Raw genomic sequence first — 13,676 nt, forward strand, 5'->3', positions numbered from 1 at the left:
TATGATATATTTAGATAACGCTGCAACAACTTTTCCAAAACCAGATAAAGTATATGAAGAAGTTTTGAACTGCATGAAAAACTATGGAGCAAATCCTGGAAGAGCAGGACATAAGCTAGCTTTAGAAGCTGGAAGAACAATATATGAAACAAGAGAAAATATATGCAAGCTGTTTAATATAGATAATCCTATGAACGTAGTATTTACAAATAATGCAACGGATTCATTAAATCTTGCAATAAAAGGGTTTGTAAACGAAGGAGACCATATAATAACAACAAGTATGGAGCATAATTCAGTAATAAGACCTATTAAGGCTTTAGAAAAAATAGGAGTTACTAATACTATTGTGAAATGTAATGAGTTTGGAGAATTAGATGTAAGTGATATAAAAAATGCTATAAAAGAAAATACAAAACTTATAGTAACAACACATGCATCAAATGTATGTGGAACATTAGTTGATATAGAAAAAGTAGGCAAAATTGCCAGGGAAATGAATATAGCATATCTTGTAGATGCCTCTCAAACAGCAGGAATTTACAATATAGATGTTAAAAACATGAATATAGACATGCTTGCACTTCCTGGTCATAAAGGATTATTAGGGCCTCAAGGAACAGGAATTTTATATGTAAGAGAAGGAATAAGCCTTAATCAATTAAAAGAGGGCGGAACTGGTAGTAAATCAGAAGAGTTAACTCAGCCCAATATAGTTCCAGATAAATACGAATCAGGAACTCCAAATACTCCAGGTATAGCAGGACTTAATGCAGGAATAGAATTTATATTAAAAGAGGGAATTGATAATATAAGAAAGCATGAGGAAGAATTGACTCATTATTTCTTAAATGAACTTAGCTTAATACCTATAATCAAAGTATATGGAACAAAAGATGCAAAAAAACAAGCCTCTGTAATATCTATAAACATAGGCAGTCAAGATTCATCTGAAGTTAGCTTTATATTAGACTCTATATTTAATATAGCTACAAGATCAGGACTTCACTGTGGTCCATTAGCTCATAAAACAATGAACACATTAGAGCAAGGAACGGTTAGGTTTAGTATAGGATACTTTAATACTAAAGATGATATAGATAAAGCTGTAAAAGCTTTAAAAAGTATAGTTGATGAGATGAAATAAATCATATATTATTGATTAAGCAAAAAATATTAACTAAAAAGTAGCTATCTAAATCTTGTATATACGAAATTTAGGTAGCTACTTTTTTTGATTTTATATTGCTTATCAAAACTATATATAAAATCTATCTAGTTAATATTTCAATAAGATTAATTTTTAGTGCAGCTATTTAGAATTTTGTTATATACTAAATTTTAAAATATTATTAAATATAATTATAAAACACTATATTTTAATCAAATATTAAGTTATAATTAAATATAAGATAAAATTGCATAAAAATTATAAGGTGTGCAATTAGTATTATCCTTATTGAGAATAAGGAGTATTAAAATTGTCAGTTATCATATTAATTTATTGTGGAGGAGTAGATATGGAAATACTTAGCTTAGGGGAAAAAATTAAGAAGCTTAGAAAAGAGAAGAACTTAACTCTTAAAGAGCTAGCAGGAAATAGAATAACTGCTGCTCAAATAAGTCATATAGAGAGAGATAAATCATACCCAAGTCAAGATCTTTTAGAGTACTTTGTAGATAAACTAGAAGTTAGCATAGACTATTTATTGGAAAGTAAAGATATGCAGGCTAAAAAAATAAGTAATAATTTATTGACAAAGAGCGAGATATATATAAAATCTGAGGACATGGAAACTGCTAAAAAAGAAATATGTGATGTAATAGATATATGTAAGGAATATAATTTATACGATACATATGGTAAGGCAAAATATTTATTAGGTATAGTTTATTTTAATGAGAAGCAATACGAGTTAGCTATAGATAGCTTCGAGAGAAGTTTAGTATTAAATGTTAAAACAGCTAATTATGAAAAAGTAGTACAATGCTATATACAATTAGGGAAAATATATTTAGAAGAAGGATTTGTAAAAGTTGCCTTAGATAAATTTATACAAGGGGAAAACCTTTTTCTAGAGCATAATATAGACAATAATGAAATACAAAAGGAAATATACACATATAAATCATTTTGTTATATAAGACTTGAGAACAATGAAAAATCTTTATTATATGCTAAAAAGATACATGAGATAGAAGAAAAAGAAAAAAATATAAAGCAAAAAGCAAATAGTCTATTTTTAATAGGAAGTAATCTTCTTGATATGGGAAGATGGGATGAATCTAAAGTTTATTTAAATAAAGCCCTTCAGATATATGAAGAAGAAGATAAGAAGAATGAATATGCAAAAATACAAATAACTATGTCTAGAATATATAGAAAAATAGGCAAATATGAAGATGCTCTTGAATGTGTAAAGAAAGCTTATATAACAAAAAGAGAGTATGAAGATGCAGAGCTTATGAAAATATTGTTTGAATATATAAAAGTATTAATAGAAATCGATGATTTTGAAAACGCTAAAAAATATTCTAAAAAATCATTATCTATAGCAATAAAAATGAAAAATAAGAAATTAGAATATAGGTCTTTAAAGTACTATGCAAAAATATATAAAAAGCAAGGTGATTTAAATACAGCCATAGAACATTTAAAGAAATGTTCATATATAATAGAAGAAATAGGAAGTAAAAAAGAATTAGCTGATTTATATATAGAGCTTGCTCAAACATATTCTAATATATCTAAAGAAAGAGAATTAGAATACTACACTAAGGGTATAAATATATACAAAGAACTAGATATAATAGAAAAATAGACTCTTTTAAAAAGAGTCTATTTTTTGTAGTATTATATTAAGTAGAAAATTAGAAGGAATGATTTATGTGAAGAAGAATAAGATTATAATAATTTCGATTATATTAATAATAATATTTATGAATCCAAAAACTATAAATAATATTAAAAGTAAAATAAATAATTCTAAAGTTAATATAGAGGAAAAAAAAGAAATATCATATGGATATTCTAGTGATACTTCTTTTATAGAATATAGAGATGGATTTTTAATGTATGATGGAAAATCTTTAAAGTACATAGATAATGAAGCCCAAAGAGAATTTGATCTAAATATAAGAGTAGAAAATTATAGTATAGACACAAATAATTCAAATATATACTTATTAGATAAGATAAAAAAAGAAGTATATATAATAGATAAAAAAGGATCATTAACTAATAAAGTTAATATAAAAGAAAATGCTTTAATGATAAAAGCACTATATAACGATGATTTCTTAATTCATTATACAACTGATGTAGATGTTGAAGGGGTTAAGCTATATAGTTATAAAGGAAAAGAAATTCAAGATATATCAATACCTCAAATAACAATAAATTTAGTAGATGTAGACAAGGACGCTAGCAACTTTGTAATAAGTGGAATTAGCATTAAAGATGATAGGCTTTATAACAATATATTTTACTATAACAAAAAGGGGGAATTGATCTTTTCATATAATATAGAAAATAAAGTTTTTGTAAAAACTATGTTTTTAGATGATAAATTAGTTTTAGTTGATCCAAAATATATAGAAATCAAAGATCTAGATAATGAAAAAGTTAAGAAAATAAATTTAGATGAAGAAATACAATACATAGATATTATAAATGATGAAATAGTAGTTATAGATTCAAATAAAAATGTTATATATATTGATAAAGTTGGAAAAGAAAAAAACAAAGAGTACGATATAAAAAATATAAAAGGTATAAAAAATATAGAAAATCAAAATATAGTATACACTGATAGAAGTATATATCTTCCTAAGAATAAAGAAAAGAAAGATTTCACAAAAGATATATTGGATGTATTTACAATACATGACAACCGTGTTATAGTCGTTTTCAGAGGATATGTTAAGTTTTTAAGTATAGATTAAGGTGGTGAATTCATGAATTTGAATTATATAGATTTTATAATAATAATATTGATAGGTTTATTCGCTATAAAAGGATTTCATTCAGGATTTATAAAATCATTATTCAATCTAGGAAAATATTTAATATCAATATTTATATGTAAAACAGGATATAAACCTGTAGTAGATTACATTACTCAAAATGAGAATATATACATTCCATTAAACAAGTTTATAAGCAATATTTTAATAAATATAATCAAAAATGATACTTTAGTTCAAGCAACAAGTAAGGTTTTAATACAAGTAATAGTAATTCTTGTTATGTTTATTGTTAGTAATATAGTATTAGAGATGCTTATAAATCTTTTAGATGATATATTCAAATTCGCACCGCTTAATATTTTAAATAAAAGCATGGGATTTTTATTTGGAGCATTAAAAGGATTTTTGATTTTACTAATAATACTTACTTTAATCCATCCATTTTTAAATATATTTGAAAAACAACAGCTTATAACAGATTTGAATAATTCATTCTTACTTAAATACTTGTATATGTATAACTTTCTATTCAAATATTTCAATGATTTCATTGAAATATTCAATAATTACAAGGGATGGAGTATGTTATAATAATTATTAAAACTGATTCGTATAGGAGGTACTTATGAGAATAGAAGTAGATGCTAGAGGGCTTAATTGTCCACTTCCAGTTATAAAAACTAAAAAAGAATTAGAAAATATTAATGATGGAATAGTGGTTACTATAGTAGATAATGAAATAGCAAAGGAAAATGTATTAAAGTTAGTAAATTCAATGAAATGTGAATCAAAAATAGATCAAAAAGAAAATAGCTATTATATAGAAATTACAAAAGGGGAACTTGAAGAAGCTGAATCTATACAACAAGCAGTTACTAAAAATCAAGAAGTAGATGATAATACAGTTGTATTTATATCATCAAATACAATGGGAAAAGGATCAGATGAATTAGGAGGAATTCTTATCAATGGCTTTATATATACATTGTCACAGACAACTCCTTATCCAAAATCAATAATATTTGTCAATTCAGCGGTTAAATTAACTACAGAAAATGAAAATACTGTAGATAATTTAAAGTTATTAGAAGAAGAAGGTGTAGAAATATTGTCTTGTGGGACATGCTTAGACTATCTAAATCTAAAAAATATGTTAAAAGTTGGACAAATATCTAACATGTATGACATTGTGGAGAGACTTAGAAAATCTAGTAATACTATATCTATCTAGCTATAAAAATTTATAAAATTTCAAAAGGAGAAATAAGATGCACGATATATATGTAATAAGTTTTAATTCTACTCACCATGCAATAAGGTTTGAAAAAAGACTAAAAGAATTAGAATTAAATATAAAAACAATACCTACCCCAAGAGAGATAACTTCTAGCTGTGGTTTGTCTATAATGTTCTCAAAAGATAATATAGACACTATCAAAAACAACATAGATGATTTGAAAATAGACTACTACGGCGTATTTAATATAAAAAAAATAGAAGATGGAAAAAAGGAATTAACTAAGCTATATTAGAGGAGGGATTTTAATGCCTATAAAAATAGAAATAGGAGATAAAGTAGTACTTAAAAAAAATCATCCTTGCGGAGGAAATACGTTTGAAATAATGAGATGTGGAATGGATTTTAGGATAAAGTGCGAAAATTGTAATAAACAATTGTGGATAGAAAGAGCAGAGCTTGAAAAAAGGATAAAGAATTTGGTGAAAAAATCAGACGAAATATAGAAAAAAATTTAACAAAGATAATGGTTTTGAATATTCTGCAATTTTCATTATAAGTAGGCAAACAATTGTAAAGATGATATAATTAATTTCAAGTAAATGCGGGAAAAAGTTTTCCTCGGTATTTATAATCTTTGGAGGTGTTTTTTAAATGGCTGTAAAATTTGCTGATCGTATGGATAATCTTAAAGCTTCTGAAATTCGTGAATTATTAAAGTTAACAGAAAAACCAGAAATAATATCTTTTGCAGGAGGACTTCCAGCACCAGAATTATTCCCTGTTGAAGAAATGAAAGAGGTTGCTGTTAAAGTTCTTGAAGAAGGTGGACAACAAGCATTACAATATGCTGCTACAGAAGGATTTGGACCATTAAGAGACGTAATTGCAAATAGAATGAATGGAAAATTCAACACTAAAGTTAGTGCTGATGAAATATTAATAACAAGTGGTTCTCAACAAGGATTAGATTTCTCAGGAAAGATATTCTTAAATGAGGGTGACGTTGTTTTATGTGAAAGTCCTTCTTACTTAGGAGCATTAAATGCATTTAAATCATATGGACCTAAATTTATAGAAGTTCCAACTGATGAAAATGGAATGATAATGGAAGAGCTTGAAAAGATACTTGAAACAACTGAAAATGTTAAAATGATGTATGTAATTCCAGATTTCCAAAACCCAACAGGTAGAACTTGGCCTTTAGAAAGACGTAAAAAGTTCATGGAAATAGTAAATAAATTCGAAATACCAGTATTAGAAGATAACCCATATGGAGAGTTAAGATTTGAAGGAGAAATATTACCTTCATTAAAATCTATGGATGAAAAAGGATTAATAATATTCCTTGGAAGTTTCTCTAAGATATTCTGTCCAGGATTCAGAATTGGTTGGGTAGCTGCTGATAAGGAAATATTAGAAAAATACATAATGATAAAGCAAAGTGCAGACTTACAAACTTCTACAGTAGGACAAAGAGAAGTTGCTAAATTCATGGAATTATATGATTTAGATGCTCACGTAGAAAAAATTAAAGATGTTTATAGAGTTCGTAGAGATTTAATGTTAAATACTATGAAAGCTGAATTCCCAGAAGGATTAAAATACACTTACCCAGAGGGTGGATTATTCACTTGGGTAGAGCTTCCAAAAGGAATAGATGCTAAAGATGTAATGGCTGAGTGTATAAAGAGTAATGTAGCTTTCGTTCCAGGAGGATCTTTCTTCCCTAATGGTGGAAAAGACAATACATTCAGATTAAACTACTCTAACATGACAGATGAAAGAATAGTTGATGGAATAAAGAGACTTGCAAAAGTATTAAAAGAATTCGTTTAATATTAAAAAGAGTGGCTAATTAGCCACTCCTTTTTTTGTGCATTAAATGCACTTCATAAGGGGGAGATTGGGATGAAAAATATTAAATTGTGGGGGTTATTTACTAATATAATTGACATAAATTTGTATTAATATACTTCTAATTTATTAATTTTTAACATATAGTTTCATTAATTTTTTAGGTAATTAAATTTATGTCAGAATATATTTGACTTTTACCGAAAAAGATGATAAAATTTGAAAGATGTGAGATTAATCTCATTTCTCTGCTCTAATAAATATTAGAGCCGTCTAAGTCCAAAGGGAGGTGAATTGTAATGAAAAAGTATGAATTAATTTATGTATTAAAGTCTAATCTAGAGGATGAGGCTAAGCAAAAGATACAAGACAAAATTAAGAACATAATCGAGTCTGAAAACGGACAAGTAGATAAGGTTGATGTTTGGGGTAACAAGAAGTTAGCATATCCTATACAAAAGCTTTCTGAAGGATACTATGTATTAGTTAACTTCACTGCTGGAATCGATGTTCCAAAGGAAATCGAAAGAAACTTAAAGATTACTGAAGATTCAATAAGACACATGATCGTAAATATTGAGGCTTAGTAATTAATATAAGGTGGTGTTTTTATGAATTGTGTTGTATTGGTGGGTAGGTTGACTAAAGACCCCGAACTTAGGTACATTGCAGGAACAGGGAAGCCTGTTGCCACCTTTTCAATAGCTGTAAATAGATCTTATGTAAATAAAGAAGGAAAAAGAGAAGCTGATTTCTTCAATATCGTAGTCTGGGGAAAACCAGGAGAGAACTGTGCAAACTATCTTGCTAAAGGAAGACAGGTTGCAATTAAAGGTGCACTTCAAACTAGATCTTATGAGGCTCAAAATGGTGAAAGAAGGTATGTAACAGAAGTTGTTGCAGAAAGAGTAGAGTTTTTAGAATCTAAGGGTAGATCTGAAAATCAAGCTCCTTCAAATACTGGATTTGAAAAAAGTTTTGAACCTGTTGGTTTAGATACAGGTGGATTCCAGGCATTAGATGATGATGATATTCCATTCTAGAGAGAAGGAGGGAAACTGTTATGATGAATAAAAAAAGACGTCGTAGAAGAAAGGTTTGTTCTTTCTGCGCTGACAAGAACGTTAAAATAGATTACAAAAACACAGGAAAATTAAGCAAGTATATCACAGAAAGAGGTAAGATATTACCAAGAAGAATTTCTGGAACTTGTGCTAAGCATCAAAGAGAATTAACTGTAGCTATTAAAAGAGCTAGAAACATAGCACTTTTACCATACACAATAGATTAATAATAGACGAGCCTTTATGGCTCGTTTTTTTAATATCTAATAAATTTAGTAAAAAGCTAAAACTTAGTTGGAGTAAGAGCTTAATCTTAATTAAGTTCTGCTTTATATGATTTTAAATTTGTAGATAATATTTGAACTACGTGTTAGCATGGAGTGAATTTTCAATGTATATGAATTAAGTTTTGTTTTATATGGTATAATTGTATATTGAGGGGGGATATACTTGAAAATAGATAGAGATCTTGACGTAACTAAAAATATAAAGATAATAGAATGGTTAAAAACAGAGATTTTAAGCAGTGTATCAGCTTTATATGAAATTATGCTAAAAGGAGCTAGTTATACAGATGAAACTATTCAAGATATTCTAGCTAATATAATAATGGTTACATATTTACTTTCAAAAAGATTAGGCTTTAGCTTTTCTAATATAGATAAAAAGATAAAAGAGAAAATATTAATGGCTATAAATGATGACCACAAGGTTGAAAAGTGGTATGGCGATTTAAGTGAGCTTAAAGATTACATAAAGCTTAGGGAGTGATAGTTTTTTATGCAAATTAATAATAGTAAGAAATTGACGGAGACCTCTATACTGTCATGTATAGGAATTATATTTGCTTTAGCATCTACTTATATTCCTTTTTTAAGCATGTTTTTTATGTTTAATGGAATACCATATACGATAATAGCAGCTAGATGTGGACTAAGGTATTCGATTATGAGTTCATTTATATCGTTAACGATTTTGATGATGATGATGAATCCTATATCTGCACTTGTATTTGCTTTAGTATTTATTCCGTCTATATTTATAGGATATAACATCTATAAAAATGAGACTCCATTTGAAAATATAGCGCTTGGAAGCTTGTTTTTTATATTGATGATGATGTTATATATTAAGTTATCTGTGGTTATATTTAATGTGGACATAGTAAAGGAATTTAATGATATATTCATTAAGGCTATGAATGTTCAAAAGGATGTAATAAACAGCTTGGGTATTAAGATAGATGAAAAAGAATTAAATAATTTATTAGAATATTTTTCAGTATATCTTCCTAGTACGTTAGTTATTATACCGTCTATAGTTATTTCATTTATTAATTATTATGTATCGGTATTTATATTGAGAAGAATAAAAAAAGATGAAAATATATTACCTGAAGTAAAAGACTTTTCTTTACCAGGAAATATACCTGTTGGAATAGTTTTGATATATTTATCTACTTTACTTATAAAATATATAGATGGAGTTTACTATAAATCTATAGTAATGAATTTAGAAATGGTTATACTTACTTTATTTTTGATTCAAGGAGCTTGCGTTTATAGCTATTTCTTGGATAAAATAAATATGAAAAAAGGAACTAAAGGATTTTTGCTTATAATATCCTTTATTATAAGACCTATAGTTTTTATTATAACTATAATAGGTATGTTGGATTCAGCTATGAATTTTAGAAAGATAAGAAGGTAATTGGGAGGGGCTTATGAAAGATAAGCTATATATGAAGTTTAAATCTCAAGAATTTAATATAAATATAATAAGTATATTTATAATGAGTTTTATAATACTATATTATAATTTTTATTTAGGGGGAATATCTTTTATATTGTTGCTTTATTTAATTTATTACAATTTCAATCTTAAATATAAGAAAAAGGAAGAGTTAATTCAAACTATGGAGGAATTGTCTCTTGAAATTGATGGTACTATAAAGGAAACTATACTCAGATTACCCATACCTTTATGTATTCTTGAGTTTGATGAGAGTATAAGTTGGTATAATAAGAAATTCTATAATATGGTTAATCAAGAGAGTATATTTCACAAGAATATAAAGGAAATTATGCCTAATTTAAGCTTGAGAAAAAAATTAAACGAAACAAAAGAGCTTTACACTGAAGTTGATTTTAATGATAAAAAGTATACTGTTGTTTATAACATGGTTAAAGTAAAGAAAAATAAAGAAATTAAATACGTTATAGTTATGTACTGGTTAGATAAAACAGAATATGTTAAGCTATTTAATAAATATGAAGATGAAAGGCCTGTTATAGCTGTAGTTCAGATAGATGAATATGATGAGGTTTTAGAAAGTGCAAATCAAGATGTTAGACCTCTTATTAATGCTGAATTAGAGAGAAAGTTAAATACATGGGCTGTAAGCCTAAACGGAGCTTTAAGAAGAAACCGTAAAGATATGTATACTTTAATAATAGATTCTAAGAGGCTTCAAGATTTAGAACAAGATAAGTTTCCTATATTAGATGAGATAAGAGATATAGATTATGGAAATACGCTTCCTCTAACTCTTAGTATAGGTATAGGATCTATGGGTGATAGCCATGAACAAAATCTTAAGTACGCCATTAGCGCTCTTGATTTAGCTCTTGGAAGAGGTGGAGATCAAGCTGTTATAAAAAGAAAAGATAAGTCTATTTTCTACGGCGGAAAATCAAAGGCTGTAGAGAAAAAGAATAAGGTTAGAGCAAGACTTATAGCTTATGCTTTAAAGGAATTGATACTTGAATCCGATGATATATACATTATGGGTCATAAATATCCAGATCTAGATGCTATAGGAGCTGGTATTGGTATATATGATATATGCAGATTATTAAATAAGGAAGCAAATATAGTTATTCAATCATCTAATTCTTCTATAGATTTATTTATGCAAAGAGTTGAAGAAAATGAGAATTATAGTGATGTTTTTATATCAAGAGAAGATGCTATAAGAAATTGTAAAAGGAATAGCTTAGTTATAGTTGTTGATACACATAGACCTAATTTTACTGAATGCGAAGAATTGCTTAAGATATCTGAAAAAATAGCAGTTATAGATCACCACAGAAGAGGTGTAGAATTTATAGATAATGCTGTTTTAATGTATCATGAGACTTATGCATCATCTACGTGTGAGATGGTTACAGAGCTTATACAGTATATAGACAGCAAAAATAGTATAGATAATCTAGGAGCAGATGCTTTGCTTGCTGGAATAACTTTAGATACTAAGAATTTTACTTTTAAGACTGGAGTAAGGACATTTGAAGCTGCAGCTATGCTTAGAAAGCTAGGGGCAGATACAACATCTGTAAAGAAATTGTTTCAAGGAGATTTAAATAACTTCATAGCAAAGGCCCAAATAATAGAAAATTCTCATATAATAGATGACATTATAGCTATTTCAGTTTGTGAAGATGGTCTTGAAAATTCTAAATTGGTATCTGCTCAAGCAGCGGATGAACTTTTGAATATAAAAGGAATAAGAGCATCTTTCGTATTGGGAAAAGGCAAAGATGATACAGTATTCATAAGTGCAAGATCTTTAGGAGATATAAATGTGCATATATTCATGGAAAAACTAGGCGGAGGTGGGCATATAGATGTTGCAGGAGCTCAGCTTAAGGATATTTCTATTGAAGATACAGTTAGACTCTTAAAAGAATTAATATTAGAATATTTAAAGGAGGAGTAGATATGAAGGTTATTTTATTAAAAGATATAAAAGGAACAGGTAAAAAGGGAGATGTAGTAAATGCTAGTGATGGATATGCAAGAAACTACTTATTCCCAAGAAAATTAGCTCAAGAAGCAACTGCAGGAAATATGAAGGTATTAAATGAACAAAACACAGCTAAAAAAATAAAGGCTGATAAAGAATATGAAGAAGCTAAGGCATTAGGAGAAAATATGAAGGAGCTTGTTTTAACTTTATATTCTAAGGCTGGAGAAGGTGGAAGATTATTTGGATCTATAACTTCAAAGGATATAGCTACAGAGTTAAAGAAAAAACATAAGATAGATGTAGATAAGAGAAAAATATTAATAGATGAGTCTATAAAGTGCTTAGGAGCAAGATATGTTGATGTAAAAATACATCCTAAGGTTGTTGCTAGAATAACTGTAGATGTAAAAGAGAAAAAATAATATTTAGGAGAGGTCAAAATGGAACAAACAGGAAGGATTCCTCCTCATAGTATAGATGCTGAACAGTCTATTCTGGGGTCTATATTGCTGGATAAGGATGCTGTTGTAGCAGTTTCTGAGATAATAAAACCAGATGATTTTTATAAAGAAGCTCATAAAGAGATTTATGAAGCTGTATTAAATCTTTATAGAAATAGTGAACCTATAGATATCATAACGTTGACAGAGGAAATGAAAAAGAGGAATACTCTTGACATTGCAGGTGGAATCACTTATTTAACTCAGTTATCAACTGTTGTGCCAACTACATCGAATGTTAGAAATTATGCAAATATAGTAAAAGAAAAGTCTATACTAAGAAAACTTATAAAGGCTTCTTCTGATATTCTTGATATAGGATATAATAATGCAGAGGGTGTTAATAATACTCTTGAAATAGCTCAGAAGAAGATATTTGATATATCACAGGAAAAAGCAAGTGATAATTTCAAATCTATAAGTGAAGTTCTTATGACTGCATATGATAGTTTAGAGGATCTTTATAAGAATAAGGGAAAAATAACTGGAATCACAACTGGATTTATAGACCTTGATAGAAAGACTAATGGGCTTCAAAGAACTGATTTGGTTTTAATAGCTGCTCGTCCTGCTATGGGAAAGACGGCTTTTTCTCTTAACTTAGTTCAAAATGCAGCCATGAAGGATAATGTGTCTGCGGCTGTATTCAGTCTTGAGATGTCAAAGGAGCAATTAATTCAGCGTATGTTGTCTGCTCAGTCTCATGTAGAACTTAATAAGCTAAAGACTGGTAATTTAGATGAAGATGATTGGCCAAAGCTTATAGAAGCCATGGCAGCTTTATCAAAAGCAGATATATATATAGATGACACTCCGGGTATAACTGTAATGGAGATGAGATCAAAGTGTAGAAGACTTAAGATGGAAAAAGGTCTCGATTTTATCATGATAGATTATCTTCAACTTATGGAAGGTGATACTAAAGGGGAGAGTAGACAACAGGAGATATCTAAGATATCTAGATCTTTAAAGATTCTTGCTAAAGAGCTAAATTGTCCTGTAATAGCTCTATCTCAGCTTTCTCGTGCACCAGAATTAAGAGCAGATCATAGACCTATACTTTCGGATCTTAGAGAATCTGGAGCCATAGAGCAGGATGCAGATATAGTGATGTTTCTTTATAGAGATGAATACTACCATCCTGATTCTGAAAAGAAAAGTATTGGTGAAGTAATAATTGCAAAGCATAGACATGGAGAAACAGGAACAGTTGAGCTTGCTTGGCTAGGAGAGTTTCAGAAATTTCATAATTTGGCTAGGAACATATAGCATATATGTTTAGAAATAATTAGGAATGGGTA

16 protein-coding genes are annotated in these 13,676 nt (G+C 28.2%); all 16 read left to right on the forward strand.

Going from position 1 to position 13,676, the window contains the following annotated elements; genetic code table 11:
- Nucleotide 1 precedes the first annotated feature (1 nt).
- The 16 genes from M2214_RS17440 (at nucleotide 2) to dnaB (ending at nucleotide 13,644) form a co-directional block, all read left to right on the forward strand.
- Complete coding sequence (locus tag M2214_RS17440; protein WP_248481211.1) at nucleotides 2-1,147, forward strand: aminotransferase class V-fold PLP-dependent enzyme; 1,146 nt, start codon at nucleotides 2-4, stop codon at nucleotides 1,145-1,147.
- Between the two features lie 334 nt (nucleotides 1,148-1,481).
- Nucleotides 1,482-2,822 (forward strand): helix-turn-helix domain-containing protein, encoded by a 1,341-nt coding sequence (locus tag M2214_RS17445; RefSeq protein WP_248481212.1) that lies wholly within the window; start codon nucleotides 1,482-1,484, stop codon nucleotides 2,820-2,822.
- Nucleotides 2,823-2,889: 67 nt separating this feature from the next.
- On the forward strand, nucleotides 2,890-3,945 hold the full coding sequence (locus tag M2214_RS17450; RefSeq protein ID WP_248481213.1) for a DUF5711 family protein: 1,056 nt from the start codon (nucleotides 2,890-2,892) through the stop codon (nucleotides 3,943-3,945).
- Nucleotides 3,946-3,957: 12 nt separating this feature from the next.
- Nucleotides 3,958-4,560 (forward strand): CvpA family protein, encoded by a 603-nt coding sequence (locus M2214_RS17455; RefSeq protein WP_248481214.1) that lies wholly within the window; start codon nucleotides 3,958-3,960, stop codon nucleotides 4,558-4,560.
- 34 nt (nucleotides 4,561-4,594) lie between these two features.
- Entirely contained in the window at nucleotides 4,595-5,200 is a 606-nt protein-coding gene (gene yedF / locus M2214_RS17460) for a sulfurtransferase-like selenium metabolism protein YedF (RefSeq protein ID WP_248481215.1), read from the forward strand.
- A 37-nt stretch (nucleotides 5,201-5,237) separates the two neighbouring features.
- On the forward strand, nucleotides 5,238-5,501 hold the full coding sequence (locus tag M2214_RS17465) for a DUF3343 domain-containing protein (protein ID WP_248481216.1): 264 nt from the start codon (nucleotides 5,238-5,240) through the stop codon (nucleotides 5,499-5,501).
- Between the two features lie 13 nt (nucleotides 5,502-5,514).
- Nucleotides 5,515-5,712: a DUF951 domain-containing protein gene (locus M2214_RS17470; RefSeq protein ID WP_248481217.1), complete on the forward strand. Its 198-nt coding sequence runs from the start codon at nucleotides 5,515-5,517 to the stop codon at nucleotides 5,710-5,712.
- 148 nt (nucleotides 5,713-5,860) lie between these two features.
- The gene (locus M2214_RS17475) at nucleotides 5,861-7,045 is read left to right on the forward strand and encodes an aminotransferase-like domain-containing protein (RefSeq protein ID WP_248481218.1); all 1,185 of its coding nucleotides are present in this window, start codon (nucleotides 5,861-5,863) and stop codon (nucleotides 7,043-7,045) included.
- Between the two features lie 317 nt (nucleotides 7,046-7,362).
- Entirely contained in the window at nucleotides 7,363-7,650 is a 288-nt protein-coding gene (gene rpsF / locus M2214_RS17480) for a 30S ribosomal protein S6 (protein ID WP_248481219.1), read from the forward strand.
- A gap of 24 nt (nucleotides 7,651-7,674) precedes the next feature.
- Nucleotides 7,675-8,106: a single-stranded DNA-binding protein gene (locus M2214_RS17485; protein ID WP_248481220.1), complete on the forward strand. Its 432-nt coding sequence runs from the start codon at nucleotides 7,675-7,677 to the stop codon at nucleotides 8,104-8,106.
- 20 nt (nucleotides 8,107-8,126) lie between these two features.
- Complete coding sequence (rpsR, locus tag M2214_RS17490; RefSeq protein ID WP_248481221.1) at nucleotides 8,127-8,354, forward strand: 30S ribosomal protein S18; 228 nt, start codon at nucleotides 8,127-8,129, stop codon at nucleotides 8,352-8,354.
- Between the two features lie 223 nt (nucleotides 8,355-8,577).
- A complete protein-coding gene (locus M2214_RS17495; protein WP_248481222.1) occupies nucleotides 8,578-8,898 on the forward strand; it encodes a MazG-like family protein in 321 nt (106 codons plus the stop codon).
- Nucleotides 8,899-8,907: 9 nt separating this feature from the next.
- Nucleotides 8,908-9,837 (forward strand): YybS family protein, encoded by a 930-nt coding sequence (locus tag M2214_RS17500; RefSeq protein WP_248481223.1) that lies wholly within the window; start codon nucleotides 8,908-8,910, stop codon nucleotides 9,835-9,837.
- A 13-nt stretch (nucleotides 9,838-9,850) separates the two neighbouring features.
- Nucleotides 9,851-11,845 carry a DHH family phosphoesterase gene (locus tag M2214_RS17505; protein ID WP_248481224.1) on the forward strand — a complete coding sequence of 665 codons (1,995 nt, stop codon included), beginning with the start codon at nucleotides 9,851-9,853 and terminating at the stop codon, nucleotides 11,843-11,845.
- Between the two features lie 2 nt (nucleotides 11,846-11,847).
- Complete coding sequence (rplI, locus tag M2214_RS17510; RefSeq protein ID WP_248481225.1) at nucleotides 11,848-12,297, forward strand: 50S ribosomal protein L9; 450 nt, start codon at nucleotides 11,848-11,850, stop codon at nucleotides 12,295-12,297.
- A gap of 18 nt (nucleotides 12,298-12,315) precedes the next feature.
- Nucleotides 12,316-13,644, forward strand: a complete 1,329-nt coding sequence (gene dnaB / locus M2214_RS17515; RefSeq protein ID WP_248481226.1) for a replicative DNA helicase — start codon at nucleotides 12,316-12,318, stop codon at nucleotides 13,642-13,644.
- Nucleotides 13,645-13,676: the final 32 nt, after the last annotated feature.

It is taken from the genome of Tepidibacter aestuarii, assembly GCF_934924865.1.
Taxonomy (GTDB): Bacteria; Bacillota; Clostridia; order Peptostreptococcales; family Peptostreptococcaceae; genus Tepidibacter_A; species Tepidibacter_A aestuarii.